The organism is Actinomyces israelii DSM 43320 (genome assembly GCF_000711965.1).
Lineage (GTDB): Bacteria > Actinomycetota > Actinomycetes > Actinomycetales > Actinomycetaceae > Actinomyces > Actinomyces israelii.
Map to the genome: position 1 here is coordinate 63,535 of NZ_JONS01000014.1, position 25,847 is coordinate 89,381.

Consider the following 25,847-nt stretch of genomic DNA (forward strand, 5'->3'; position numbering starts at 1 on the left):
CGATATGACCTACCGAACCCTTGAGGCCGCGCCCCGCCTGAGCGGCGTCCTGTCCGACATCGACGCCCGGGAGGGCCTGCTCATCGGCGGTGCGATGCGGGCCGCCTCCGACCACGGCTCATTCGACGTCGTCGACCCGGCCTGCGGAGAGCCCTTCGCGACCGTCGCCGACGCCACCTTGGAGGACGCGCGGGCCGCCGTCGACGCCGCCGCCGCGGCCCTGCCCGCATGGGGCGCGACGGCGCCCCGCCTGCGCGGGGAGCTCTTGCGCTCGCTGTTCTCGCTCATGATCGACGCCGAGGACGACCTGGCGGCCCTCATCAGCGCCGAGAACGGCAAGTCGCTCGCCGACGCCCTGGGCGAGGTCCGCTACGCCGCCGAGTTCTTCCGCTGGTTCTCCGAGGAGGCGGTGCGCACCGAGGGCGGCTTCGGCCCCTCCCCGGCCGGAGGCACCCGCACGCTGGTCACCCACCGGCCCATCGGGGTGGTCGCCATGATCACGCCCTGGAACTTCCCGGCCGCCATGGCGACCCGGAAGATCGCCCCGGCGCTGGCCGCCGGGTGCACCGTCGTCCTCAAGCCCGCCAGCCTGACGCCCCTGACGGCGGTCGCCCTGGGGCGCCTCATCGAGCGGGCGGGCGTGCCCGCGGGGGTGGTCAACATCCTGCCCTCGACCCGCTCGGCGCAGATCGCCACGACCTGGCTGGAGGACTCCCGCGTGCGCGCCGTCTCCTTCACCGGCTCGACGCAGGTGGGCAGGACGCTCATGCGCCAGGCGGCGGACAAGGTCCTGGTCTCCTCCATGGAGCTGGGCGGCAACGCCCCCTTCATCGTGGCCCCGGACACCGATCTCGACGCCGCCGTGGCCGGCGCCGTGCAGGCCAAGTTCCGCGGGGCCGGCGAGGCGTGCACCGCGGCCAACCGCTTCTACGTGCACGCCGACGTCCACGACGCCTTCGTCGAGCGCCTCGCCCGGGCGGTGCGGGCCCTGAGGGTCGGCCCGGCCCTGGGACCGGAGGGGTGCGAGATCGGACCGATGATCACGGTGCGGGCCCGCGACGCGATCACCGAGCTCCTCGAGCGCGCTGTCGCCGCGGGGGCCCGCGTGGCCGCCCGCTCCGAGTGCCCGACGGGGCCCGGGGCGTTCCTCCCGGCGACGATCCTGGCCGGTGTGGCCCCCGACGCCGAGATCGTGCGCACGGAGATCTTCGGCCCGGTGGCCCCGGTCATCGCCTGGGATGACGAGGAGCAGATGCTCGGCTGGGCCAACGGCACCGACGCGGGGCTGGCCTCCTACGTCTTCTCCGGGGACCTGGGGTGGGCGATGCGGTTGGCCGAGAGGCTCGAGTTCGGCATGGTCGGCATCAACCGGGGCCTGGTCTCGGACCCGGCCGCGCCCTTCGGCGGCCTGAAGGAGTCCGGCATCGGCAGGGAGGGCGCCCGCGAGGGCGTCCGGGAGTTCCAGGAGACCCAGTACTGGTCGATCGCCTGGGACTGAGGCGCCCCGGCCGGAGGGGAGCGCTTTGTGCGAGCGTTGTCGCTCCCGCTAGGCTCACCGCGTGTCTGATGTCTCTGCGCGCCTACCGCGCCCCTCATGGGCGGACCTGTCGGCGCGCACCGAGCTGACGGTCGCCCGGCGTCGTGTCCTCGAGCTTATTGAGACGGCCCACCGCCCGATGACCGCCGCCGAGGTGGCCTCCGCGCTGGACCTCCATCACAACACCGTGCGCGAGCATCTCGACGCGCTCGTCGACGCCGGTTTCGTCGAGGTCTCCTCCAAGCCGACGGGCCGGCGCGGCCGCCCTGCGCTGCGCTACGCCTCGACCGCCCCGAACCCGGAGGAGGTCCTGGACTCCTACCTCACCCTGCTCGACGCCGTCGCCGAGACGCTGGGCACCGGCCCCCGGGCTCACGAGCTCGCGCTGGCGATCGGGCGGCGCTGGGCGCAGATGACGCCGTCGGTGCAGGATGTTGGGGACTCCGGCCAGGGCGCCGGCCCGACCCGGCGCACCGCGGGCCTCCTGCCGGCCCTGTCCATGATGGGCTTCGCGCCCGAGCCCCACGGGGACGCCCTCGTCCTCAAGGCGTGCCCGCTGGTGTCCCGCGGCCGGACCCCCCACCCGCTGGTGTGCGTCATGCACGAGGGCTACCTCAACGAGGTCTACGAGCGCGCGGGCCTGCACCGCTCCTCCGCCGGCGAGACCGGCGCGCGCACCCGCCTGACGCTGGTGCCGCTGTGCGAGGACGGCTGCCGCGTCGTCGTCGAGCACGGGGAGGCGCCCGCCTGAGCGGGTCCCGCCCGTCCCGCCCACTACGCGACAACCAGCCTCCCCATGGCGCCCTTCTCCATGTCGGCGAAGGAGTGGGAGACGAACGTGTAGGTGCCGGGCTCGGCCGGCACGGCCTCGACGAAGCCGCCCTGGGCGGGCTGCAGGCCCAGGGCCTGCCCGCCGCCGGACCACGCGGCGCCGATCCGGCCTGGTCCCCCGAGGCTCCAGGCCCCCTCGAGGAACACCTGGTCGAACTGGAGCCCGACGCAGTGGAAGCTCATGGGCTCCGACGGCCCGGCGTTGAGGACCCAGAAGCGGATGCGCTCACCGGGCCTGGCGGGCAGCGGCCGGTCGCGGTACTGGAATGCGATGCCGTTGAAGGCGAACAGGTCGGGCGTCTTGGCGGCGACCTTGGCCGCATCGGTCTGCCCGCCCTCGGGGCCCAGGTAGATCTCGGACTGGACCAGGAGGTACTCGTGGTCGACCCCGCCCAGGCCGGGCGGGTCGATAATGACGGCGCCGTGCATGCCGCCGGCCAGGTGCACGCTCATAGGCGCCGTCGAGCAGTGGTAGAGCCAGATGCCCGCGCGCTGGGCGACGAACTCGTAGACGAGCCGCTCCCCGGGGTTGATCGAGCGCATGACCCCGTCCGGGGAGACGACGCCGGCGTGAAGGTCGAGGGAGTGGCTCATGGTGCCGTCGTTGACCAGGGTGATCCTGAAGGTGTCGCCCACCCTGCCGCGCAGCACCGGCCCGGGGACCCGGCCGTTGAAGGTCAGGCGCCTCTGGGTGACCCCGCCGCCGACGTAGCCGACGGGCTCGGTGACGGTGAAGGTGTGCTCGTGGAGAGTGCCCGTCCCGGCCGCGGGCAGGACGGCGTCGAAGGCGGGGACGTCGTCGGGCAGGACCGCCGAGTAGTCGGGCACCGCGTCGTCGGAGTCGTCGGAGGGGCCGCCGGCCGGGGCCGCCGGGCCGCCGAGGTCGCCGTGGCCCTCGTGGCCCGCCGCAGTGCTCTGGGCGCCGGTCGTGACGTGGAAGACCATGCCCTGCGCACGGTGCCCGGCGACCGAGCACCAGCCCTCCAGCGGTCCGGCCACGACGCCCGCATCCAGGGTGCCGGTGGCCCCCGCCGCGACGCGCCCGGTGGTGGCGGTGCCGCCGTCCGAGACCTCGACGACGAGGTCGTGGACCTGGTCGGAGGTGTTGCTCAGGGTGATGACGAGCCGGTCGCCGGGGGAGACCGTGACGGTGTCGGGCACGAAGCGCATGCCCTCAACACTGACGGCGGCCTCGACGGTCCTGCCCGTGGCGGTCACCGCACGCGTCCCCACCCCGCGGCCGCCGACCGCGGCGCCCACGACGACGGCCGCCCCGGCGGTGAGCAGCCCGAAGAGCGCGCCGCGGCGGTCGACGGCGCGTGCGTCCCGGCGGGCGTCCTCGGCGTCCTGCGCGGAGGCGGCGCGACGGCCGCGGCCGACGGCCGGGGCCGTGCCGGAGGTCACGGCCCCGCGGTGCACCCGGCCGCGGCCGGACTGGCCGCCGGCTCTGGCGGAGCCGGCGGACCGGCCGGGGCCGGCGCCGGTGGCGTCGGAATCGGCGGGGGGCTTGTCACTCATCTGCTCTCTCCCGAATACTCTCCTGAGCTTGAGGGGGCTCCTGAGCTTGAGGGAGCCGGTGCGCGGCGGGGCTCCGGCCGGGTCCCGGCCGCGGGGACGGCCCGCGGCTGCGGCGCACGGCCTCGCGCACGCTCATCCCCATGCCGACCGGGACGTAGGCGGCAACGGCTCCCGCGGTGACCGCCCCGCTCAGGCGCACCTCCCAGGGCAGGGCGGTCAGCAGCGCCAGGGCGAGGCAGGCGTTGGCGGCGACGACGCGGTAGGCGGCCGCACGGTCCATGATGGCGTTGGTCGCGCGCGTGGTCGCCGGGCCGCCGCCGAGCATGACGGGGCTGAGGTAGCTCAGGGCCCCGGCGAGAACCTGCAGGGCGAAGCCCGCCGCCAGGAGCACGCGCACGCCGTGGATGACCTCCCGGGCGGCGGCGGCCCGGTCGGCGGGCCCGGCGTCGCCGAGTGCCAGGGCCCCGACGCCCGTGCCGATGCGCACCACGCCGATGAGGAACCAGGTGACCGCGGCCGTGGCCGAGGCGGTGGCGAAGGAGGTGGGCGGCACGCGCCGAGCGCTCCTGGCCGCTGGCACGATGACGCCGCACGCCCCGGCCAGGTAGACGGCCGTGCCGAGCGCGGCCAGCGGCGCGAGCGCCCCGGAGGCCGCCACGAGCGCGGTGCCGGCCACGAGCAGGGGCAGTCCGCGGGCACTCCAGCGCGGCGCCCCGGGCTCCATCTTGGTGCGCAGCATGGTGGGCCACAGCACGGTGAGCGTGCCGAGCACGGTGGTGCCGACGAAGCCCAGGAGCATGGTGGTCGTGTGGGCGACGTAGAGGATGTCGGACAGGTGGGCGCGGCCGCGGGCCCCGGCCCGGCTGGTGAGGTAGCCGAGGGCGGCGCCGAGCGCGAGGAGCGTCAGGGCGACGGCGTAGTGGATCGCCAGGGCCGCCAGGCGCGGCGCGACGGCGCGGCGGTACTGCACCGCGATGGCCAGTGCGCCCGTCAGGGCGGCGAGCGCGACGACCGTGGCGCCGACCATGGTCAGGGCGGACAGGCTCGCGGTGGTCCCCGCCAGGACGAGCGCCGTGCCCGCGCCGTGGGCGTACAGCCGGGCGTCGAGCAGGGCGGCCCCGCCCAGCGCCGGGCGGTGCAGCAGGGTGTCGGCGAAGTGCGCCGACCACACCGTGATCGCCGAGCCGATGCCGCCGAGCATGAGGGCGTGCAGGGGCAGCCACGTTCCCCAGGAGCCCAGCGGTCCGCCGATGACCAGGACGGCGAGCACGGCGGCGACCACGATCCAGGCCACGACGAGGCTGTTGCGCCGCACCTGGGTGCTGCGGCGAGACGGCTTGCGGGCGGGGCGCCCGCCTGAGGCGGGCACGGCTCAGGGCCTCCGTGCGGCGGCCGGGGCGGTCCCGGGACGTCCCGAGGCCGGAGCGGTCGCGGCGCGGGTGGTGATCCGCGCCGTCATCATGGAGAGGACCCAGCCGAGGACGATGGCGGGGGCGACGGTCTTATAGGCGCCTCGCCCGGCCCCGGGGCCGGCGTCCAGGGGGCTCAGGGTCCAGGCCAGCCCGGCGACAGCGAGCCACAGGCGGCCGGTGAGTGCGCAGGCCGCGGCGAGGCGCGCGGCGCCGGTGACGCGGATCGCGCCGCGGGCGACGTCGTCGCGGGCCATGACGACGGCCATGGCGAGCAGGGCGGGGCCGATGACGAGGCGGGCGGACTCGGTGACGCCCAGCATGCAGGCGCCCAGCAGGGCGGCCGCCGACACGGCGCGCAGGATCTCCTGGACGACCGTGCCGGGCACGGCGTCCGATGAGCCCGGGGCGGCGGGCTCAAGGTGCTCGCCGACGACGGCCAGCACGGGGAGGAGCAGCCACAGGGGGACGCAGGTCGCGATCGCCATGCCGCGCAGCCAGAGCAGGTTCCCCAGCATCAGGGCGATGGCGCCCATGGCCCGGACGTCCACGGCGACGGAGGCGGCGCGCTGGTGAAGGCGCGCGTCGACGGCGCACAGGGCCGCAGAACCGAGAAGCGCCAGGACCTGACCGGCCGGCTCGGGAACCCCGGCGACCAGGGCCAGGCAGCCCGAGGCGCAGCCGATGGGCGCGAGGAGGGCCCAGGTCTCGCCCACGGCCGCGGCCCGCCCCAGGGCGATGACCGCGCCCGGGAGGCCGACCAGCAGGAGAGGGTCGCGCAGGGCCGCGAGCGCGGCGCCGCCCGCCGGCGCCCACGCGCCCAGCCTCAGCAGCACGGCGTCGAGTCCGGCCAGGAGGCAGGCGCCGACCAGGGCGAGGGCCAGGACGATGAGCCCGGACGTCGGCCGGGGCGGACCGGGACGGACCGGGACGACCGGCGTCGGCGCCTGGGGGGCTCGGGCGGAGGCGGCCGAGCCTGGGTCCTTCGACACACTCGCCCCACTTTTTTCCACAACAGTCACCGTAATAAAATAGTGGCAGGCCGGGCAATGATCTCGCGACGCGCTTCGGCTCACGTCACAGGTCGCGCGCCCGGTGCGCCGTCGGCGGCGGCCGCACCCACGACTGCAAGGAGAACGCCATGAGTGAGACCCCCGACCTCATCCCGATCGAGGAGAAGAGGCACGCCCACGCCTGCGGGTGCCAGGAGCACGGCTCCGAGCGCCTGACCCTCGACGCCCGCGCGATCCCCCACCGTCTGCGCCACGCCGCCGTCATCGGCGCCGCCACCTCGCTGAACGTGGGCGAGGGCTTCGACCTGGTGGCCCCGCACGTGCCCACCCCGTTGCTCGACCAGATCGACCGGCTGCCGCTCACCTTCCAGCACACCCTCCTGGAGGCCGAGGACGGCTACGCCCGCGTCGAGATCCTGCGCGTCGCCTGAGCGGCGCCCCCGCTGCGGGTCGGCCCTGACGCACCGGTTGCGGCCAGGACCCGTCCTGCACTGCCCCGTATCCTTCAGCCATGGCCCCTCCGCCCTACGACGGACGCGTCGCCGGACCGGCCGTGCGCCCTCCTGTGGCGCTGCCGACGCCGGCGGTGCGCGTCGCGGCGCCCGCGGAGCCGTCCTCCCCGGGGCGCGGCGGCGCGTGGGACCCCGCGGCGCTCAAGGAGGTGCCGACGACGTCGGGAGGCGCGGTCCCGGACCGGCTGACGGACCGCCACGGACGCACCGTGCGGGACCTGCGCCTGTCGGTCACCGACCGCTGCAACCTGCGCTGCACCTACTGCATGCCCGCCGCCGGGCTCGAGTGGCTGCCCGCGCCCAGTCTGCTCACGACCGCGGAGATCGCGCGGCTGGCGCGCATCGCGGTCGAGCGCCTCGGCGTGGAGCGGATCCGCCTGACCGGCGGGGAGCCGCTGCTGCGACGGGACCTGGAGGAGATCGTCGCCGCGGTGGCGGGGCTGCGCACGCGCCGCGGGGCCAAGCCCGACATCGGCCTGACGACCAACGGACTGGGCCTGGACAGGCGCGCCGCGGGCCTGCGCGCCGCGGGCCTGGACCGGGTCAACGTCTCCATCGACACCCTGGACCGGGGCGAGTACGCGCGCGTGACCCGCCGCGACCGCCTTGACGGGGTCCTGCGCGGCGCCGCCGGGGCGCAGGCGGCGGGCCTGTCGCCGGTCAAGGTCAATGCCGTGGCCGTGCCCGGCACCCTGGGCGAGCGCGCCCCCCGGCTGCTGGGCGAGTGCCTGCGGCGCGGGTGGAGCCTGCGCTTCATCGAGCACATGCCGCTGGGGCCGCGCGAGTCGTGGCGGGCCGGGGACGTGGTCGGCGCCGGGCAGATCCTGGAGGCCCTGGGCGCCGCGGGCTTCGGGCTGCGCGCCCGCGGGAGGCCGGACCGCCGCCCGGCGGCGGTGTGGGACGTCGCCGCCGGCGCGGATCGCGACGGGCCCTACCCGGCCGGGACGGTGGGGGTCATCGCCTCGGTGACCGCGCCCTTCTGCTCCGACTGCGACCGCACGCGGCTGACGGCCGACGGGCGGGTCATGACCTGCCTGTTCTCGGCACGGGAGACGGATCTGCGCGGGCCCATGCGCGCCGGTGCGAGCGACGACGAGCTCATCCGGGTCTGGGCCGGGGCGACCTGGCGCAAGCCGCTTGCCCACGGCGCGGACGCCCCGGGCCGGGCGGCCGGCGGCTTCGTGCGGCCCGCGCGCACCATGTCCGCCATCGGCGGCTGAGCGTCGAGATCGGTCGCATTGAGCGCCGAGGTCGGTCCGGGCGTCAGTCGTCATCGAGCCAGATCCCGTCGCCGTCCTCGACGCCCAGCAGGGTGTAGTGGTCAATGAGGTCGAGGAACCGGGTCGGGTTGTCCTGGCCGTCATGACGGCGCAGGCTCGCCACGAAGTCGGCCGGAAGTCGGCCGGCAGCTCGCGGCCGACCGTCGCGCTCAGGCGCTCGATGTCCTCCAGCCCCCCGCAGCGCGGCTGTGACCGCCGGCACGTGCTCGGCTGGCGCTCGTTCCACAATGTCCCACGCGGCGTCCAGGTCCACGGCTCACACTCCTGCACACGGCAGGCGGCCGGCCCGCATCCCGACGGGTCCCGCCCCGGGGAGCCGACGGCGGGTACCATCCACGCGACCAGCACCGAACGGCCTGCCCCGCGTGCAGCCACGAGCCCCCCTTCAGAGCCCGGACCCGAGAGGAGCCGACATGACCACCACCCCGCCGCACGCCGGCGAGATGATCGCCATCGAGCTGCGCTACTTCGCCGCCGCCGCTGAGGCCGCCGGGCGCACCGAGGAGCGCCTCGAGCTGCCCGCCGGCACGACGCTGGCCGCCCTGCGCGAGCAGCTCGCGGGACGCGGCCTGGAGATGGCGCGGATCATCGGCGTCTCCAGCTACCTGGTCAACGCCCTCTCGACGCCGGCGGACTCGCTGGCGCCCCTGGCCGACGGCGACCGTATTGACATCCTGCCGCCTTTTGCCGGCGGGTGAGGCGCGGCCCGCCCTCAGGCGGTATTGGACCACTCGCGCGTGCCGTCGTCGAAGATCTGGTGCTTCCACACCGGCAGGCGCCTCTTGACCTCCTCGACGATGTCGCGGGCGGCCTCGAAGGCCGCCGTGCGGTGGTCCGCGCTCACGGCGACGCCGAGCGCGGTCTCCCCGATCCCCAGGTCACCGACCCGGTGAACGACGGCGAGCGCCCGCAGGCCGGGCCGCCCGGCGACCTCGTGGGCGATCCGCGCCACGACCTCCTCGGCGCTCGGGTGGGCGGAGTAGACGATGCCGTTCACGCCCCGCCCGCGGTCGTGGTCGCGCACCATGCCGTCGAAGGTGACGACGGCGCCGGCCGCCCGGTCCTCGACAGCGGCGGCGAGCTCGGCCGCCGAGACCGGCTCCGAGGCGAGCCCGGCCCGCACGACGCACGCGGCGCCCCAGCCGCCCGGCCGGTCGCCCGGCCCAGCGGTGTCAGCCGTATCAGCCACAGTCGCTCCTCTCAAACGGTTCCCCCGGGCGCGCCCGCCCCGGACGGGACGCTACACGTCCCGGGTGCGCCGCGCGCCGTCGAGCCCGGCGGACGGGCATGATGAGCCTCGGGAATATACCGTCGCTCCGCGCCCCGCCCGCGCGCCGCCGTCAACCGGCCCCGAAGGGAGAACCATGCCCGAGATGCTCAGTGTGGAGGCCTACGTCGCCGAGGTCCTCGCCGCGCTCGCGCCCCTGCCCGCCGCCGACACCCCCCTGGCCGCGGCGCACGGACTGGTGCTCGCCCAGGACGTGGCGGCCGCCCTGCCGGTACCGCCGTGGACGAACTCGGCCATGGACGGCTACGCGGTGCGCGCCCAGGACACGGGATCGGCCGCGCCGCAGGCCCCCGTCGTCCTGCCGGTGACCGGAGACGTGCCCGCCGGCGCCGCCCCCGGGCCCCTGGTCCCCGGTACGGCCCAGCGGATCATGACCGGCGCGATGATGCCCGAGAACGCTGATGCCGTTGTCAAGGTCGAGGACACCAACCAGGCGCCCGGCCCGCACCCACCGCCCGTCGAGGTCGAGATCCGCGCCGCTGCAAAGTCGGGCCTCAACGTGCGTCGAGCGGGCGAGGACGTCGGCATCGGCGACCCTGTCCTGGCGGCGGGCACTCCGCTGTCCGCGGCGGCCGTGGCCTCCCTCGCCTCGGTCGGCCTGGGTGCGGTGCGCGCCTTCCCCAGGCCGCGGGTCGCCATCGTGTCCACCGGCGCCGAGCTCGTCGACCCCGGCCGGGCGCTGCCGGTCGGCGCCGTCCCCGACTCCAACTCCCTGCTGCTGGCGGGGCTGGTCGCCGAGCACGGCGCGCGGCTCGCCTCGGTCTCCCGCAGCGGCGATACCGCCGCGTCCCTGGCGGAGGCGCTCACCGAGGCGGCGCATGGGGCCGACCTCATCGTCACCTCCGGCGGGGTGTCGGCGGGCGCCTTCGACCCCCTGGTCATGCTGGCGGAGGACGAGAGCCTGACGGACGGCGCGGTGCGACTGCGCCTCACCAAGGTCGCCATGCAGCCGGGCAAGCCGCAGGGCCACGGCACGGTGCGCATCGAGGACGGCGGAACGTCCCGGCAGGTGCCCGTCATCACCCTGCCGGGCAACCCGGTGAGCGTGCTCGTGTCCTTCACCACCGTGGTCGTCCCGGCCCTGGCGCGCCTGGCCGGGCACGACGTCCTCCCCCGCCCACTCACCGGAGGCGGGGCCCGCCGCGCCCAGGGGGCGGCCCCGACGCGGGTGCGCGCCGCCGCCGCGTGGCGGACTCCCCCGGGCAGACGCCAGTACCTTCCCGTGCGCTTCGTCGACGCCCCGGACGGAATGAGCGCGGACCCACCGGCGCCGGGCGCAGCCCCCGAGAGCACGACCCTGTGGGTCGAGCCGACCCACCGGCTGGGCTCGGGCTCGCACCTTGTGGCCTCATTGCCCGCAGCCGAGGCGCTGGCTGTCGTGGGTGAGGATGTGCCCGAGGTCGGCGTGGGCGACGAGGTCGGTCTCATCGCCCTGAGCGCCCCGGCGGCGCCGGGCTCGGGCCACCCGCGCTGCGGTCCCGCCGCATCCGCGGGCTGGCGCTGACGCTCACAGGCACGTGCCGATCGACCGCATGATCCCGTCCGCACCCGAAGGAATCACCCGGAGGAGCCAATGTCTGACCAGCCCGGCCTGCCTGACTCGTTCCCTATCCGCCTGACTCATCTGGACGACGCCGGCGCCGCCCGCATGGTCGACGTGACGGCCAAGCCCCCCACCGTGCGCACCGCCGGCGCGACCGCCTTCGTGGCCTGCTCCCCGAGCATCGTCGCCGCGCTGCGCGACGGGGCCGTCCCCAAGGGCGACGTGCTCGCCGTGGCGCGCGTGGCCGGCATCGCGGCGGCCAAGCGGGTCCCCGACCTGCTGCCCCTGGCGCACGTCATCGGCGTGCACGGCTGCCGGGTGGACCTGGCCGTCGAGGACGACGGCGTGCGCATCTGCGCGACTGTGCGCACCGCCGACCGCACGGGCGTGGAGATGGAGGCGCTGACCGCGGCGACCGTCGCGGGCCTGGCGGTGGTGGACATGGTCAAGGGCATTGACCGCGGCGTGGCGCTGCGCGAGGCCATGGTGACGGCGAAGTCGGGGGGCCGCTCGGGCGACTGGGTGCGCCCGGCCGACCAAGATGATTGATTCCGGGGGAGAGGCCGGTTCCGTCCGGTCCTCGCGGTCGTGCCTCAGGCTTACGACCGCGGCGCCTGACCTACGACCGCGAAGGCGGCGGACCGCCTCGCCTGAGCGCACTACTGCCCGACCGCGTCGCCCGACGCTTCCCGGAGCCAGTCGTCTGGGCCGGTTCTGGGACAAGACGCGTTCTGGGGCGCCGGCGAGGGGGCTCGAGCGGTGTGCCGGGCGGAAAAGGTGGCTCCTACGCACTTTTAGCTGCCCGTACCGCCCCGTCCGCGCCACAGAACCGCGGAAACATGCCGATCCTCACCGCACCCGGGAACGGTGAGCGCCTTAAAAGCGCGTAGGAGCCACCTTTTTCTGTCAGGGCCGGTCTTCAGGAGGCCGTGAAGAACCGGCTGGACAGCCGCCCGACGGCCACCCGGCCCCGCGAACCGGTCTCGGTGCGGAAGCGAACCGGTCTCGAGCCGGAACACGACCGATCTCGACGAGACAGGCCGGCAGGGACCGCGAGCGGGCCGCACGTCCGGACGCCCGGACGGAACACACGACGAGCTCCCCTCGACGCCGAGCACGCCCGGCCGACTGAGGCGGCCGAGGAGGCCGGGCCCGCCGGGACCCGCGCCCGCCCCCTGTTGCCGCGCGGTCGAACACGCTAACCTCGTTCTGGTACGGGCGTGCCATTCCGGTCCCTGGGGATCGTCGGCGGCCGGGCAGAACCGAGGCGAAGGAGCAGACGTGGATGAGGGCACTGCGGCGCGTACGCAGCCGCACAAGACCGGGCACGCCGCCGAGGCTGGGAGCGCCGGGGCTGCGGCGCCCGATCCGACCGTGCCCGACACCGAGGTCCTGGTGCGCAAGAACCGCAGCCTGGCCCGCGCCCTGGCGTCGGCGCGCCGGGAGCTGGCGGCCGCCCGGGAGGAGATCGAGCGCCTGACTGCGCCGCCGCTGTCACTGGCCACGCACGTGGGTGTGGTCGACGCCCTGGCCCGCACCATCGACGTCGTCGTGGCCGGCAGGCGGATGCGGGTGACGGCCTCGTCCTCCCTGCCCCTGGGCGGCCTGGAGCCCGGCACGGCCCTGGTCCTGGACGAGCACCTCAACGCCGTGGCCACCGCCGAGCCCGCCGACGTCGGCGAGCTCGTCACCGTCGAGCAGCGCCTGGACGAGCGCCACGTCCTGGTCGCCGTGCGCAGCGAGGACACCCGCGTCCTGCGCCTGTCCCCCGCCCTGACCTCCGTGCGCCTACGGCCCGGCGACGCCCTCATGGCCGACCTCAAGGACGGCGTCGTCCTGAGCCGCATCGCCCGCCGCGAGGTCGAGGACCTCCTCCTGGACGACTCCCCCGACACCTCCTGGGACATGATCGGCGGCCTGGACGCGACCATCGAGCGCATACGCGACGCCATCGAGCTGCCCATGGCCCACCCCGAGCTCTATGTCGAGCACCGCCTGCGCCCGCCGCGGGGCCTGCTGCTGTACGGCCCGCCCGGGGTCGGCAAGACCCTCATCGCCCGCGCCGTGGCCACCTCCCTGGCACGCACCGCCGGCCGGCGCACCCACTTCCTCAACATCAAGGGCCCTCAGCTGCTGGACAAGTACGTCGGGGAGACCGAGCGGCGCATCCGCCTCATCTTCACCCGCGCCCGCGACAAGGCGGCCCGCGGCGTGCCGGTGGTCGTCTTCTTCGACGAGATGGAGTCCCTGTTCCGCACCCGCGGCACGGGGGTGTCCAGCGACGTCGAGACCACGGTGGTCCCCCAGCTTCTCGCCGAGATCGACGGCGTGGAGGAGATGCGCAACGTCATCGTCATCGGCGCCTCCAACCGCGAGGACATGATCGACCCGGCGATCCTGCGGCCCGGCCGTCTCGACGTGCGCATTCGCATCGACAGGCCGGACCGCGAGGCGAGCCGCCAGATCCTGAGCCGCTACCTGACCGAGGACCTGCCGATCCACCCTGACGAGCTCGCTGCCGCCGGGTCCGTGAGCGGGGCCGTGCGGGCCATGGGCGAGGCGCTGCTGGACACCCTGTTCTCCCGCAGCCCGGACACCGCGGTCCTGGAGGTCCACCGGCGCTCGGGGGCGGTGGAGACCTGGCACCTGGCGGACCTGGTCTCCGGAGCGATGATCGCCTCGATCGTCGAGCGCGCCAAGGCCGCCGCCGTCAAGGACGCCCTGGCGGGCCGCCGCGGGCTGACCACCGCCCACCTGCTTCAGGCCCTGCACGCCGAGGTGGCCGAGTCCGCCGAGCTGCCCGGCGCCTCGGACCCCGAGGAGTGGGCGCGCGTCGTCGGGCGCGGCCAGCGCACCGACCCGGTCATTGCGCTCGCCCCGGCCCCCAGGAAGGAGACACAATGATCACCGTGCGCAGGATCATGGGCGTGGAGACCGAGTACGCCCTCATTGACCGCGACGACCCGGACGCCGACCCCGACCTGATGGCGCGCGCCCTGCTGTTCACCTACGCGCGTGACGCGGCCGCCGGCGGCGCGCCGTCCACCGATCACGTGCCGGCCGCCACCGGCCGGGGGCTGCTGGCCGGCGCCGGCTGCCGCTTCGACTACTCCGGCGAGCTTCCCACCAGGGACGCGCGCGACGGCGCCGATCGCGACCTGGCCCCTGAGGCCCGCACGGACCGGGAGGCGGGGGCGGTGCTGACCGGCTCGCCCACGCGCTGGGTCAAGCGGGTGACGCCCTTCGAGTCCCACTACTACCGGGGCTCGGCGAGCCACGCCGCCAACGGGGCGCGGCTCTACGTGGACCACACCCACCCCGAGTACGCCTCCCCCGAGGCCATGGGCCCCCGCGAGGCGGTCCTGTACGACCGGGCCGGGGACCTGCTCATGCACCGCGCCGAGACGGCCCTGAGCCGGGAGCGCGGCTCGCGGGTCCAGGTGATCAAGAACAATACCGACGGTCACGGCGCGGCCTGGGGCGCCCACGAGTCCTACGCGGTGCGCCGCGACGTGCCCTGGGACCTGCTCACCGCCGTCACACTGCCCTTCCTGGTCACCCGGCAGGTCATCGGCGGCTCCGGGCGGGTCGGCATCGGCGCGCAGAGCCGGACGCCCGGGTTCCAGGTCTTCGCGCGCGCCGACTACATCGAGCAGGAGGTCTCGATCTACACCACCCGCGAGCGCCCCATCGTCAACACCCGCGACGAGCCCCATGCCGATCCGGGCCGCTGGCGGCGCCTGCACGTGATCACCGCCGACTCCTCGACCCTGGCGGTCACGGGCCTGCTGCGCACCGGGTCCATGGCGGCGCTGCTGTCACTGGTCGAGAACCACCCCGAGCGGGCTCGCGACCTGGCCGAGCGCGTCGCCCTCGCCGACCCGGTCGGCGCGCTGCACGCCTTCTCCCACGACCCCCGGCTGCGGGTGCGCTGCGAGCTGGCGGCCGGAGGCAGGGCCGGCGCCCTGGAGATCCAGCGCGCCTTCCTGGAGGAGATCACCGCCGCCGCCCGGACGGCCGGCGGCGCCGAGGCGCTCGACGAGGAGACCGCCGAGGTCCTGGCGCTGTGGGGCGAGGCCCTCGACGCTCTGGAGGACGACCCGCTCAAGGCGGCGCACCTGGTGGAGTGGTGCGCCAAGCTCGCGGTGCTGGAGCGCCTGCGCGCCCGCTACGGCTGCGGCTGGGACGACGCCCGCATCCGGGCGGCCGACCTGCAGCTCGGTGTCGTCGATCCGGCGTCCTCGCTCACGGCCGCCCTGGAGCGGGCCGGCTCGGTGCGCCGGGTCGTGGACGACGCGGCGGTGAGCGCCGCCGTGGATCAGGCGCCCGCCGACACGCGCGCCGGAGGACGGGCCGCGTTCCTGAGGGCCTTCCCCGATCGGGTGTGGGCGGCGAGCTGGACCTCGCTCGTGGTGGACGTCGGCGCCGCCGACCTGCTGCGGGTGACTCTGGCCGACCCGGCCCACCCGACCGCCGCGGAGGTGGAGCGGGCGCTCGGGCGCGGCACCGACGGCGATGAGGGCGCGCGCCTGATCGCGGCCCTGGAGGCGCTGGGGATCGACATCCCCGACGAGCCGCGCACCTACGCCTGGGACGAGGGCTTCTACGCCGGCTCCGGCGAGGACCCGTCCGCCCCGCGGCGGCCCGCCGCCCGGGTACCGGCGGGCGACGACGACGCCGGGGACGAGGCCCGGCGCACCGGCAGCACAGCCGGCAGCACAAGGAGGCAGTGACATGGCTGATCGCATTCACAAGGAGGTCTCGCGCGAGGACGCGCCCGAGCCGGAGCCGGCCCCGACGCCGGTGGCGCCCAGCGCGGCGGCCCAGGGGCTGGACGAGGTCCTGGACGGCATCGACGACGTCCTGGAGGTCAACGCGCTGACCTTCGTGCAGAGCTTCAGGCAGAAGGGCGGCCAGTGAGGCCTGCCCCCGCTGGCCGCCTGCACCGCGCCGTGGGGATCGAGACAGAGTACGGGGTCACCAGCGCACGTCTGGCCCCTGGAGGTGAGGGCGCGCCGCTGAGCGTCGACGAGGCGGTGCAGGAGGTCTTCCGCGACGTCTCCTCCCCGCGCAGCGGCACGCACCGCTTCACCACCAGCGGGGCGCGCCTGTACGTCGACGTCGGCCAGCACCCGGAGTACGCGGGGCCGGAGTGCGTGTGGGTGAGCGACGTCGTGGCCCAGGACCTGGCCGGCGACGCGGTGCTGGCCTCCATGACCCGAGCCGCCAACGCCCGTCTGGAGCCCCGCGGCGCGCGCATCCACCTGCTGAAGTCGAACACGGACGCGTGGGGGGCCACCTTCGGCTGCCACGAGAACTACCAGGTGGGGCGCAACGCCCCCCTGCCCCTGGGCGGGCTGGTGGGGCTGCTGGCGGCCCGCCAGGTCCTAGCCGGCGCCGGGGCGCTGCCCGCCGACGGCGGCCGGCCCGAGGCCGGTGGCACCAACGGCACCGACGATCTCAGCCGTCCGCTGGGGCCCATGCGCTACTCGGCGCGCGCCGACCACATCCACGGCGCGGCCTCGGCGGACCCCACCCGCGAGCGCGCCTTCGTCAACACCCGCGACGAGCCGCACGCCGACGCGAGCCGCTGGCGGCGCCTGCACGTGGTCGCCGGGGACTCCGCGGTCAGCCCGTGGACGACCGCCCTCAAGGTCGTCCTGGTGGACGCGGCCCTGACCCTGGTCGAGCGCGGCCAGTGGGACCTGGCCGACTGCGAGCTGGCCGACCCGGCGCGCGCCGCCCACGTGTGGAACCAGGATCCGAACACCGCCTGCCGGCGGGTCGGCGGCCGCAGCGACATCACCTGCCCCGAGATGGTGGAGCTCGTCCTGGAGCGTCTGGCCTCTCCGGCCGTCGACGAGGCCGACGGGCTGACCGCGCGCGTGCTCGACCTGGCGGGCCGGGGCGCGCAGGCGCTGCGCTCGGGCCGGCCGGGGCCGGTGGCCACCGAGCTGGACTGGGCGATCAAGCACCGGGTCCTGGCGCGGGTCGCCGAGCGCTCCCCCTCAGGCTGGCGCGACCCGCGGGTACGGCGCGCCGAGCTGGCCTACCACGACCTGTCGGCGGATGCCGGCCTGCGCGGGGCCCTGAGCGCCGCCGGGCTCATGACGCCCCTGACCGCCCCGCGGGACGTGGCGGACGCCCGCACCCGGCCGCCCCGCGGGACCCGCGCCGTCCTGCGCGGCCGCGTGGTCGCGGCCTGCGAGCGCACCGGTCGGGCCGCCTCGATCGGCTGGGCGCACGTGCGCCTGGACGACCCGCCCCGCCCCCAGATCGACCTGCCCGACCCGCGGCAGACCGAGGACGCGGGCGTGGAGGCGCTCCTGGCCGAGATCGAGGCCCTGGGGCCGGCGTGATCGACGGCGCGGGCGGCCCGGGCGCCGACGGCCTGGCGGGCACGAGCCTGCCGGGCGGGGAGGGGGTCGACGTCGTCGTGCTGGCGGGCGGGACCGGCAGGCGGCTCGGCGGGGCCTCCAAGCCCGACGTCGTCGCCCGCGGGGCCCGGCTGCTCGACCACGTGCTGGCCGGGCTGAAGGAGCTGTCCGGGCGCGCGGGACCGGCGGGGCCGCCGGCAGGCGGGGGCCCGGGCGCGGGCCGCGTCGTCGTCGTGGCCCCCGGAGGGGTCGCACTGCCCGCGGGCGTGCTGCGCGCGCTGGAGGACCCGCCGCTGGGCGGCCCGGTCGCGGGCATCGCCGCCGGGCTCGCGCGGCTCGCGCAGGACCCCGGGCCAGCGGCGCTGACCGCCGTCGTCACCTGCGACGCGCCGGAGTCCTGGCGGGCCCTGCCCGCCCTGGTCGCGGCGGCGTCCCGGGGAGCTGACGGCGCCTGCGCGCTGGAGGGCGACCACGTCCAGTACCTGCTCGGCGTCTACCGCACGGCGGCGCTGACCCGGTGCGCGGCGCCGGGGGGCGTGGCGCTGCGGGACGTCTCCGTGCGTCGGGCCCTGGGGGGGCTGGCGGTCGTCCGCGTGGACCTGGGCGACCTGCGGGCCGCAGCGCGCGACCTGGACACCTGGGAGGACGTGCGCGCCTGGGACCGCGGGTGAGGCCCGGCGGCGGCCCGGCGACGGCTCAGTAACGGCTCACTGCCAGTCCAGTCCCGCGGGAGCTCGGCGGCGGCTCAGTGGTCCCCGCCGCCGAGCTGCTCCAGGACGTGCGGCACGAGCGGGCCGATGACGGCCACGGTGTCCTTGACCCCGCCGCGCGATCCCGGCGCGTTGACCACGAGGGCGCCGTCCTCACCGCGGTCGGTGACCCCCACCAGCCCCCGTGACAGGCCGGCCAGCGGCGTCTTGGTCAGGCCGTGGGCGCGGACCTGCGCCTCCAGCCCCTCCAGCCGCGCCGCCAGCAGGGGCGCGGTGCCCTCGGGGGTCAGGTCCCGGGGGGTCACGCCGGTGCCCCCGGTGGTGAGCACGACCCGGGCGCCGTCGGCGACGGCGGCCCGTATGGCGGCGCGCACCGGCTCGGCCCCGTCGGGCACGACGCGCACCTGGTCGACGACGACGTCGTGCCCGGCCAGGAGCCGGACGGCCAGGGGCCCGGCGGTGTCCTCGCGCGCCCCGCTCGCGCACCGGTCCGAGACGGTGATGACCGCGCCCCTGAGGGGCTCGGGCAGCGGGTGCAGGGCCTTCTGGACGACCTCGTCGGCGGAGGGCCGACGGCCCCCGTGCGGGCGGGCGCCGGAGGTCGCGGGCCGGTCGGGGCGGGTGCTGTCGGTGCTGTCGGGCATGAACACACCGTAACGGGGCCGCGCCGACGGCGCACCGCATCTATTAGGGCATGCGACATTTGCTATATACGGCGCCCTCCGTGAAAAAATGCTCCTGAACAACCATCGGAATGACGGGGCTCGGGCCGCGCCGGCGTGGCCCGAGCCCCGGATCCGGCATCATGGAACAATCTGGGCCACGAGGACTCGTGCCTCGTGGCGCCCGCCCCGGACAACGCGGCCCGAGGCCACGATCACGCTGACCGCGCTCTGTCCTCGCGTCACCACAGGAGTCTCATGAGTACGCTCGACACCAGCGGCAGGGTCCTCACCGGCTGGAACCCCGAGGAGCCGGAGGGCTGGTCCGCCCCCATCGCGTGGCGGACCCTGATCATCACCACCTACTCGATGATCCTGGCCTTCTGCGTGTGGTTCCTGCCCAGCGCGATCGCCCCCAAGCTCAACGAGATCGGCTTCCGCCTCACCGAGGGCCAGCTGTACTGGCTGGCCGCCATGCCGGGCCTGTCCTCCGGGCTCATCCGCCTGCTCTACATGTTCCTGCCGCCGATCGTGGGCACGCGCAGGCTCGTCGGCTACTCCTCCCTACTCTACGCCCTGCCCATGCTCGGCTGGTTCTTCGCCGTGCAGGACAGCACCACCGGCTTCGGGGTGCTGCTGGCCCTGTCCTTCGCCTGCGGCCTCGGCGCCGGCTCCTTCTCCGGCTACATGCCCTCGACCGGATACTTCTTCCCCAGGCGCCTGTCCGGCACGGCCCTCGGCCTCCAGGCCGGCGTGGGCAACATGGGCATGAGCGTCATCCAGCTCATAGGCCCTTGGCTCATGGGCTTCGGCCTGTTCGGCATCACCTGGGTCGCCCCGCAGAGCGCAGGCGAGGGCCCGGTGTGGGTCCACAACATCGCCGTCTTCTTCGTCCCCTGGACCATCGTGGCCGCCCTCCTGGCCTTCGCCCTGCTCAAGGACGTGCCCGTCAAGGCGAATATCCGCCAGCAGATCGACATCTTCTCCAACCCCGACACCTGGTACATGACCCTGCTGTACGTGGCGACCTTCGGCCTGTTCTCGGGCTTCGCAGCCCAGTTCGGGCTGCTGATTAAGAACACCTACGGGCCGAGCTCGCCCCTGGCCGCCACCTTCGACAGCTCTCTCCTGCCGCTGGGCGCCACCTACGCCTTCCTGGGGCCCCTCATCGGCTCGGTCGTGCGCATGTGCTGGGGGCCGCTGTGCGACCGCTTCGGCGGCGCCGTGTGGACCCTGGTCTCCGTGATCGGCATGGGCGCGACCCTGGCGGTGGCGGCCTTCTTCCTCCACCCCACCGACCCCGCCCAGTTCCCCGGATTCCTGTGGTCCATGCTGGCGATGTTCTTCTTCGCCGGGCTGGGCAACGCCGGCACCTTCAAGCAGATGCCCATGATCATGCCCAAGCGCCAGGCCGGCGGCGCCATCGGCTTCACCGCCGCCATCGCGTCCCTGGGCCCCTTCATCGTAGGGGCGGCCATCGCGTCGCTGGGCGCCACCGCCTGGTACTGGATCTCGGTGGCCTACTGCCTGCTGTGCGCCGTCATCTGCTGGCTCCGCTACGCCCGGCCGGGGGCGCCGTTCCCGGGCTGACGGCGACGACGGCGGTGGGCGACCGGCCGGGCGCCCCGCCGCCCGGGCCCGCAGCCGACCCACAGCCGACCCACAGCCGACCCGCAGCCGACCCGCAGCTGACCCGCAGCCGACCCACAGCCGACCCACAGCCGACCCACAGCCGACCCACACAGTGACAACAGTGACAACAGTGAAAGACAGACGATGACCACCTCCACCGACCCACTCGTTGCCGGACCCGGCACGCAGGTCGAGAGCGCCCCCGCCCTGCTCGCCCTGGGGTCCTACCTGCGCCGCGGCCGGGCCAGCTCGGACGCCCGTCGGCTCTTTCTCACCGGCGGCCGCCAGGCCGACACCTTCTACCGGCACCGGTGGAGCCACGACAAGATGGTCCACTCCACCCACGGGGTGAACTGCACCGGCTCGTGCGCCTGGGAGGTCTACGTCACCGACGGGATCATCACCTGGGAGAAGCAGATCACCGACTACCCCACCACGGGCCCGGACATGCCCGAGTACGAGCCCCGCGGCTGCCCGCGCGGCGCCGCCTTCTCCTGGTACACCTACTCCCCCACCCGCATCCGCTACCCCTACGTGCGCTCGGTGCTGCTCGACGCCTTCCGGGCCGCCAAGGAGCGCCAGGGCGGCGACGCCGTGGCCGCGTGGGCCGAGATCACCGCCGACCCGGAGATCTCGCGGGCCTACAAGTCGGCCCGCGGCAGGGGCGGCATGGTGCGCGTGGGCTGGGACGACGCCATGGAGATCATCGCCGCCGCCTACGTCCACACCATCCGCACCTGGGGGCCGGACCGCTGCGCCGGCTTCTCCGTCATCCCGGCCATGTCCATGCTCTCCTACGGCGCCGGCGGGCGCTTCCACGAGCTCATCGGCGGCACCATGCTGTCCTTCTACGACTGGTACGCCGACCTGCCCCCGGCCTCCCCGCAGGTCTTCGGGGACCAGACCGACGTCCCCGAGGCGGGAGACTGGTACAACTCCCAGTACCTCATCATGTGGGGCTCGAACCTGCCGCTGACCCGCACGCCCGACGCCCACTTCATGACCGAGGCCCGCTACCACGGGCAGAAGGTCGTGGTGGTCTCGCCCGACTACGCGGACAACACCAAGTTCGCCGACCAGTGGCTGCGCGTGGCCCCCGGGACCGACGGCGCCATGGCGATGGCCATGGGGCACGTCATCCTCAAGGAGTTCCACGTCGGCCGCCACGAGCCGTACTTCCTGGAGTACATGCGCCGCTACACCGACTCCCCCTTCCTGCTGGAGCTGGACGTCTCGCCCGACGCCACCGGGTACGTGCCGGGCCGCTTCGTCACCGCCGAGAGTGTGCCGGGCGCGGCCGAGGGCCGGCCCAGGAACGAGTTCCGGCCCCTGGTGTGGGACCGCCGCCGCGGCCCGGCCGACCCCGGCGGGACGCTCGCCGACCGCTTCACCCCCGAGGGGGAGGGCAGGTGGAACCTGCTCATGGAGGGCGTCGCCCCGATCATGAGCATCTCCGAGCTGGCCGTCACGACAACCCCGGTCGAGGGCGTCGAGGTGCTCCTGCCCCGCTTCGACCTGCCCGGGTCCTCCACCCCCACCGGCAGCGTGGGCGGCGGCGTCGTGCGCCGCGGGGTGCCCGCCACCCGCCTGCCCGACGGCCGCCTGGTCACCACCGTCTACGACCTGCTCCTGGCCGGCTACGGCGTCCAGCGGGCGGACCTGCCGGGCCAGTGGCCCGCGGACTACCACGACGCCACCGCGCCGGGCACCCCGGCGTGGGCGAGCGAGCTCACCGGCGTGCCCGGGCCGGCCATGATCCGCGTGGCCCGCGAGTTCGCCGCCAACGCCGTGGAGTCCAGGGGCCGCTCCCAGATCGTCATGGGCGCAGGCATCAACCACTACTACCACGCCGACGAGCTCTACCGCACGGTCCTGGCGCTGACCTCCATGTGCGGCACCCAGGGCGTCAACGGCGGCGGCTGGGCCCACTACGTGGGCCAGGAGAAGGTCCGCCCCATCGCCGGCTGGGCACAGTTCGCCTTCGCCCTGGACTGGCAGCGACCGGCCCGCCAGATGATCTCCACCGGATTCTGGTACCTGACCACCGACCAGTGGCGCTACGACAACACCCCCGCCGAGCGCCTCGCCTCCCCGCTGGGAGCGGGGAGGCTGGCCGGCAAGACCGCCTCGGACACCATGGTCGAGGCCATGAGACGCGGCTGGACCCCCTCCTACCCGACCTTCAACCGCAGCCCACTGCTGCTGGGCCAGCAGGCCAGGCAGGCCGGCATGGCGCCCAAGGACTACGTCGTCGACCAGCTGAAGCGCGGCGAGCTGCGCTTCGCGGCCGAGGACCCCGACGCCCCGGAGAACTTCCCCCGTATCCTGGCCTCCTGGCGCACCAACCTGCTGGGCAGCTCGGCCAAGGGAACCGAGTACTTCCTGCGCCACATGGTGGGCACGGGCGGCGACGTCAGCGCCGCCGAGACGCCGCCGGGCCGCCGGCCGGTGACCATGACATGGCGCGAGCAGGCCCCCGAGGGCAAGCTCGACCTCATGTGGACGGCGGACTTCCGCAACACCTCCACCACGCTGCACTCCGACGTCATCCTGCCCGCGGCCACCTGGTACGAGAAGTACGACCTGTCCACCACGGACATGCACCCCTTCATCCACTCCTTCAACGCGGCCATCGACCCGCCCTGGGAGGCCCGCAACGACTTCGACATCTACCGCCAGCTCGCAGCCATGGTCAGCGCCTGGGCGCCGCGCTACCTGGGCACCCAGACCGACGTCATCGCCGTGCCCCTGACCCACGACACGCCCGACGCCATGACCATGGCGCACGGGGACATCTCCTCGCTGCCCGAGGGGTGGGTGCCGGGGGTGACCATGCCCAAGCTCGTGCCCGTCGAGCGGGACTACACCCAGATCCTCAACAAGTTCGACACCATCGGCCCACTGGTGGAGAAGCCGGGCATCCCGGCCAAGGGCATTATGCTCATCGCCGATGAGGAGATGGACAAGCTGCGCCGCGCCCACGGCACCGGCCGGGGGGCGGGCGCCGACCGCCCGCTCATCGACACCCCGATCAAGGCGGGCGACGCCGTCATGCACATGTCCGGGGCGACCAACGGCCGCCTGGCCACCCAGGGGTGGAGGACGCTGTCCAAGCGCACCGGCACCCCGCTAATCGAGCTGAGCGAGGAGGAGGCCGGCAAGCAGGTCACCTTCGCCGACACCCAGGTCAAGCCCCAGCCGGTCATCACCACCCCCGAGTGGTCCGGGTCGGAGCACGGCGGGCGGCGCTACAGCGCCTTCGTGGTCAATGTCGAGCACGCCAAGCCGTGGCACACCCTGACCGGCCGCATGCACTACTACCTCGACCACGACTGGATGCGGGACATGGGCGAGTCCCTGCCGGTCTTCCGCCCGCCGCTGGACTTCGCCTCGCTGTACGGGGAGGCCGCGCCGGGCTCGGTGTCCACCTCGCCGGCCGGCACCGCGCAGGTGGCGGTGCGCTACCTGACAATCCACAACAAGTGGGCCATCCACTCCCAGTACTACGACAACCTCTACATGCTCACCCTGGGGCGGGGCGGCCAGACCATCTGGATGAGCCCGGCCGACGCCGACAAGATCGGGGTGAGGGACAACGAGTGGGTCGAGGCCTACAACCGCAACGGCATCGTGGCGGCCCGCGCCGTCGTCTCCCACCGCATCCCCGAGGGAACCGTCTTCATGCACCACGCCCAGGAGCGCACCATGAACACCCCGGTGACCGAGACCAGCGGGAGGCGCGGCGGCACGCACAACTCGCTGACCCGCATCGTGCTCAAGCCGAGCCACTTCGCCGGCGGCTACGCCCAGCTGTCCTACGCCTTCAACTACATCGGCCCCACCGGCAACAACCGCGACGAGGTCACCCTCATCCGTCGTCGCACCAACCAGGAGGTGACCTTCTGATGAAGGTGATGGCCCAGATCGCCATGGTGATGAACCTCGACAAGTGCATCGGCTGCCACACCTGCTCGGTCACCTGCAAGCAGGCCTGGACCAACCGCAGGGGCACCGAGTACATGTGGTTCAACAACGTCGAGACCCGTCCCGGGGTGGGCTACCCCAGGGGCTGGGAGGACCAGGGGCGGTGGAGGGGCGGCTGGAGGCGCACCCCGGGCGGCCGCCTGGTGCCCCGCTCCGGCGGGCGTCTGCGCCGCCTCGCGCAGATCTTCTCCAACCCGGACATGCCGGGCGTCGAGGACTACTACGAGCCGTGGACCTACGAGTACGACCGCCTGCTCTCGGCCCCCAAGGACTCCCCCACCCTGCCGGTGGCCCGGGCGAGGTCCCAGCTCACGGGCGAGTACATGCCCACCATCGAGTGGGGCCCCAACTGGGACGACGACCTGGGCGGCTCGACCGAGACCCTGGCCGACGACCCGGTCCTGGCGGGCATGAGCCAGAAGATCCAGCACCGGATCGACCAGACCTTCATGTTCTACCTGCCGCGCATCTGCGAGCACTGCCTGAACCCGACCTGCGTGTCGGCCTGCCCGTCCGGGGCCATGTACAAGCGCACCGAGGACGGCATCGTGCTGGTGGACCAGGACGCCTGCCGCGGCTGGCGCATGTGCGTGTCCGCCTGCCCCTACAAGAAGGTCTACTTCAACCACGCCACCGGCAAGGCCGAGAAGTGCACGCTGTGCTACCCGCGCCTGGAGATCGGCCAGCCGACCGTGTGCTCCGAGACCTGCGTGGGCCGCCTGCGCTACCTCGGGGTCCTGCTCTACGACGCCGACCGCGTCTCGCAGGCCGCCGCCGTCGAGGACCCCCGGGACCTGTACGCGGCGCAGCGCGAGATCCTCCTGGACCCGCACGACCCCGAGGTCATCGCCGCCGCCCGCGACGAGGGCGTCCCCGAGACCTGGATCACCGCGGCCCAGGCCTCCCCCGTCTGGGACCTCATCACCACCTACGAGGTCGCCCTGCCGCTGCACCCCGAGTACCGGACCATGCCCATGGTGTGGTACATCCCGCCGCTGAGCCCGGTCGTCGAGGAGGTCGCGGCAGCAGGCCTGGACGGCGAGGACCACAGGGTGCTGCTGACGGCGGTGGCCGAGATGCGCATCCCGCTGGAGTACCTCGCCGGGCTGCTGACCGCCGGGGACACCGACCCGGTCGAGCGCTCACTGCGCCGCCTGGCGGCCATGCGCTCCCACATGCGCGAGGTGCGCCTGGGCCGGCGGGCGCCGTCGGCCATCGCCGACTCGGTGGGCGTGAGCGGACAGGACCTGGAGGACATGTACCGCCTGCTGGCCATCGCCAAGTACGACGACCGCTACGTCATCCCCACCTCCAAGCCGGAGATACCCCGCGGCATGGAGGCCATGGGCGAGGACGTGCGCATGCTGCTGGGCGAGGGCGCCCCGGCCGGCTGCCACTCCGACGTCGCTTCCTTCGGGCAGGACGGCTCCGCCCCGGTGGCCCTGCCCATGCCGACGGTGCGCCGCGACCCGGTCCCGGCCGCGGGCCCGGGCCTGGCCGGGGTGGGCGCCTCGGGCGGGGTCCGCTGACCATGGGCCCCCGCACGGCCCC

At 74.5% G+C, this 25,847-nt stretch carries 21 protein-coding genes; 15 read left to right on the top strand and 6 right to left on the bottom strand.

Annotation, left to right across the window (positions count from 1 at the left end; all coding sequences use genetic code 11):
• Positions 1-4: 4 nt before the first annotated feature.
• Both O145_RS06475 and O145_RS06480 read left to right on the top strand, forming a co-directional pair.
• Positions 5-1,498 (top strand): NAD-dependent succinate-semialdehyde dehydrogenase, encoded by a 1,494-nt coding sequence (locus tag O145_RS06475; RefSeq protein WP_052374758.1) that lies wholly within the window; start codon positions 5-7, stop codon positions 1,496-1,498.
• A gap of 61 nt (positions 1,499-1,559) precedes the next feature.
• Positions 1,560-2,288 carry a helix-turn-helix transcriptional regulator gene (locus tag O145_RS06480; RefSeq protein WP_043561322.1) on the top strand — a complete coding sequence of 243 codons (729 nt, stop codon included), beginning with the start codon at positions 1,560-1,562 and terminating at the stop codon, positions 2,286-2,288.
• 23 nt (positions 2,289-2,311) lie between these two features.
• On the opposite strand, the gene O145_RS06485 is transcribed toward O145_RS06480, so the two are convergent.
• From O145_RS06485 to O145_RS18020, 3 genes are read right to left on the bottom strand one after another with little or no spacing between them, the layout of a single operon-like run.
• Positions 2,312-3,886, bottom strand: coding sequence for a multicopper oxidase domain-containing protein (locus O145_RS06485; RefSeq protein ID WP_084682428.1), 1,575 nt, complete (start codon positions 3,884-3,886; stop codon positions 2,312-2,314).
• Positions 3,879-5,255, bottom strand: coding sequence for a hypothetical protein (locus O145_RS06490; protein WP_052374760.1), 1,377 nt, complete (start codon positions 5,253-5,255; stop codon positions 3,879-3,881). Before O145_RS06490 ends, O145_RS06485 begins: the two co-directional genes overlap by 8 nt.
• Positions 5,256-5,258: 3 nt before the next feature.
• Positions 5,259-6,287: a hypothetical protein gene (locus O145_RS18020; protein WP_052374761.1), complete on the bottom strand. Its 1,029-nt coding sequence runs from the start codon at positions 6,285-6,287 to the stop codon at positions 5,259-5,261.
• A gap of 149 nt (positions 6,288-6,436) precedes the next feature.
• On the opposite strand from O145_RS18020, the gene O145_RS06500 reads away from it, so the two are divergent.
• Both O145_RS06500 and moaA read left to right on the top strand, forming a co-directional pair.
• Positions 6,437-6,739 (top strand): DUF2249 domain-containing protein, encoded by a 303-nt coding sequence (locus O145_RS06500; protein WP_043561324.1) that lies wholly within the window; start codon positions 6,437-6,439, stop codon positions 6,737-6,739.
• Positions 6,740-6,819: 80 nt separating this feature from the next.
• The gene (gene moaA, locus O145_RS06505) at positions 6,820-8,040 is read left to right on the top strand and encodes a GTP 3',8-cyclase MoaA (RefSeq protein ID WP_084682429.1); all 1,221 of its coding nucleotides are present in this window, start codon (positions 6,820-6,822) and stop codon (positions 8,038-8,040) included.
• 43 nt (positions 8,041-8,083) lie between these two features.
• Here moaA and O145_RS18025 read toward each other — a convergent pair whose 3' ends face one another.
• Positions 8,084-8,353, bottom strand: coding sequence for an SMI1/KNR4 family protein (locus O145_RS18025; protein ID WP_156966626.1), 270 nt, complete (start codon positions 8,351-8,353; stop codon positions 8,084-8,086).
• A 160-nt stretch (positions 8,354-8,513) separates the two neighbouring features.
• On the opposite strand from O145_RS18025, the gene O145_RS06515 reads away from it, so the two are divergent.
• Positions 8,514-8,798 carry a MoaD/ThiS family protein gene (locus O145_RS06515; protein WP_043561326.1) on the top strand — a complete coding sequence of 95 codons (285 nt, stop codon included), beginning with the start codon at positions 8,514-8,516 and terminating at the stop codon, positions 8,796-8,798.
• A 14-nt stretch (positions 8,799-8,812) separates the two neighbouring features.
• Here O145_RS06515 and O145_RS06520 read toward each other — a convergent pair whose 3' ends face one another.
• Complete coding sequence (locus O145_RS06520) at positions 8,813-9,289, bottom strand: molybdenum cofactor biosynthesis protein MoaE (RefSeq protein WP_084682430.1); 477 nt, start codon at positions 9,287-9,289, stop codon at positions 8,813-8,815.
• 175 nt (positions 9,290-9,464) lie between these two features.
• On the opposite strand from O145_RS06520, the gene O145_RS06525 reads away from it, so the two are divergent.
• From O145_RS06525 to mobA, 7 genes are all read left to right on the top strand, one after another.
• On the top strand, positions 9,465-10,892 hold the full coding sequence (locus tag O145_RS06525) for a molybdopterin molybdotransferase MoeA (protein WP_052374763.1): 1,428 nt from the start codon (positions 9,465-9,467) through the stop codon (positions 10,890-10,892).
• A 69-nt stretch (positions 10,893-10,961) separates the two neighbouring features.
• Positions 10,962-11,480 carry a cyclic pyranopterin monophosphate synthase MoaC gene (gene moaC, locus O145_RS06530; RefSeq protein ID WP_229118398.1) on the top strand — a complete coding sequence of 173 codons (519 nt, stop codon included), beginning with the start codon at positions 10,962-10,964 and terminating at the stop codon, positions 11,478-11,480.
• A 732-nt stretch (positions 11,481-12,212) separates the two neighbouring features.
• Positions 12,213-13,835, top strand: a complete 1,623-nt coding sequence (gene arc, locus O145_RS06535) for a proteasome ATPase (protein ID WP_043561328.1) — start codon at positions 12,213-12,215, stop codon at positions 13,833-13,835.
• Entirely contained in the window at positions 13,832-15,664 is a 1,833-nt protein-coding gene (locus tag O145_RS06540; protein WP_052374765.1) for a proteasome accessory factor PafA2 family protein, read from the top strand. Before arc ends, O145_RS06540 begins: the two co-directional genes overlap by 4 nt.
• A 1-nt stretch (position 15,665) precedes the next feature.
• Positions 15,666-15,851 (top strand): ubiquitin-like protein Pup, encoded by a 186-nt coding sequence (locus O145_RS06545; protein ID WP_043561330.1) that lies wholly within the window; start codon positions 15,666-15,668, stop codon positions 15,849-15,851.
• Between the two features lie 32 nt (positions 15,852-15,883).
• Complete coding sequence (locus tag O145_RS06550; RefSeq protein WP_229118399.1) at positions 15,884-17,290, top strand: proteasome accessory factor PafA2 family protein; 1,407 nt, start codon at positions 15,884-15,886, stop codon at positions 17,288-17,290.
• Entirely contained in the window at positions 17,290-17,979 is a 690-nt protein-coding gene (mobA, locus tag O145_RS06555; RefSeq protein WP_411265947.1) for a molybdenum cofactor guanylyltransferase, read from the top strand. The genes O145_RS06550 and mobA overlap by 1 nt, the downstream gene beginning before the upstream one ends.
• 74 nt (positions 17,980-18,053) lie before the next feature.
• Here the strand turns inward: mobA and O145_RS06560 are convergent, their stop codons facing one another.
• Positions 18,054-18,662, bottom strand: coding sequence for a MogA/MoaB family molybdenum cofactor biosynthesis protein (locus tag O145_RS06560; RefSeq protein ID WP_084682432.1), 609 nt, complete (start codon positions 18,660-18,662; stop codon positions 18,054-18,056).
• Positions 18,663-18,938: 276 nt separating this feature from the next.
• On the opposite strand from O145_RS06560, the gene O145_RS06565 reads away from it, so the two are divergent.
• The 3 genes from O145_RS06565 to narH all read left to right on the top strand — a co-directional run bounded on the left by O145_RS06565 (position 18,939) and on the right by narH (position 25,825).
• On the top strand, positions 18,939-20,270 hold the full coding sequence (locus tag O145_RS06565; protein ID WP_052374767.1) for an MFS transporter: 1,332 nt from the start codon (positions 18,939-18,941) through the stop codon (positions 20,268-20,270).
• A 186-nt stretch (positions 20,271-20,456) separates the two neighbouring features.
• Entirely contained in the window at positions 20,457-24,218 is a 3,762-nt protein-coding gene (locus O145_RS06570; RefSeq protein ID WP_043561333.1) for a nitrate reductase subunit alpha, read from the top strand.
• Positions 24,218-25,825 carry a nitrate reductase subunit beta gene (gene narH / locus O145_RS06575; RefSeq protein ID WP_052374769.1) on the top strand — a complete coding sequence of 536 codons (1,608 nt, stop codon included), beginning with the start codon at positions 24,218-24,220 and terminating at the stop codon, positions 25,823-25,825. Before O145_RS06570 ends, narH begins: the two co-directional genes overlap by 1 nt.
• Positions 25,826-25,847: the final 22 nt, after the last annotated feature.

Excerpts from the sequence above, each read along its gene's own strand:
- O145_RS06475 (WP_052374758.1), top strand. The coding sequence starts at position 5 with ATGACCTACCGAACCCTTGAGGCCGCGCCCCGCCTGAGCGGCGTCCTG.
- O145_RS06485 (WP_084682428.1), bottom strand. The coding sequence starts at position 3,886 with ATGAGTGACAAGCCCCCCGCCGATTCCGACGCCACCGGCGCCGGCCCC.
- O145_RS06500 (WP_043561324.1), top strand. The coding sequence starts at position 6,437 with ATGAGTGAGACCCCCGACCTCATCCCGATCGAGGAGAAGAGGCACGCC.
- moaA (WP_084682429.1), top strand. The coding sequence starts at position 6,820 with ATGGCCCCTCCGCCCTACGACGGACGCGTCGCCGGACCGGCCGTGCGC.
- O145_RS06515 (WP_043561326.1), top strand. The coding sequence starts at position 8,514 with ATGACCACCACCCCGCCGCACGCCGGCGAGATGATCGCCATCGAGCTG.
- O145_RS06525 (WP_052374763.1), top strand. The coding sequence starts at position 9,465 with ATGCCCGAGATGCTCAGTGTGGAGGCCTACGTCGCCGAGGTCCTCGCC.
- moaC (WP_229118398.1), top strand. The coding sequence starts at position 10,962 with ATGTCTGACCAGCCCGGCCTGCCTGACTCGTTCCCTATCCGCCTGACT.
- O145_RS06540 (WP_052374765.1), top strand. The coding sequence starts at position 13,832 with ATGATCACCGTGCGCAGGATCATGGGCGTGGAGACCGAGTACGCCCTC.
- O145_RS06545 (WP_043561330.1), top strand. The coding sequence starts at position 15,666 with ATGGCTGATCGCATTCACAAGGAGGTCTCGCGCGAGGACGCGCCCGAG.
- O145_RS06560 (WP_084682432.1), bottom strand. The coding sequence starts at position 18,662 with ATGCCCGACAGCACCGACAGCACCCGCCCCGACCGGCCCGCGACCTCC.
- O145_RS06565 (WP_052374767.1), top strand. The coding sequence starts at position 18,939 with ATGAGTACGCTCGACACCAGCGGCAGGGTCCTCACCGGCTGGAACCCC.
- O145_RS06570 (WP_043561333.1), top strand. The coding sequence starts at position 20,457 with ATGACCACCTCCACCGACCCACTCGTTGCCGGACCCGGCACGCAGGTC.
- narH (WP_052374769.1), top strand. The coding sequence starts at position 24,218 with ATGAAGGTGATGGCCCAGATCGCCATGGTGATGAACCTCGACAAGTGC.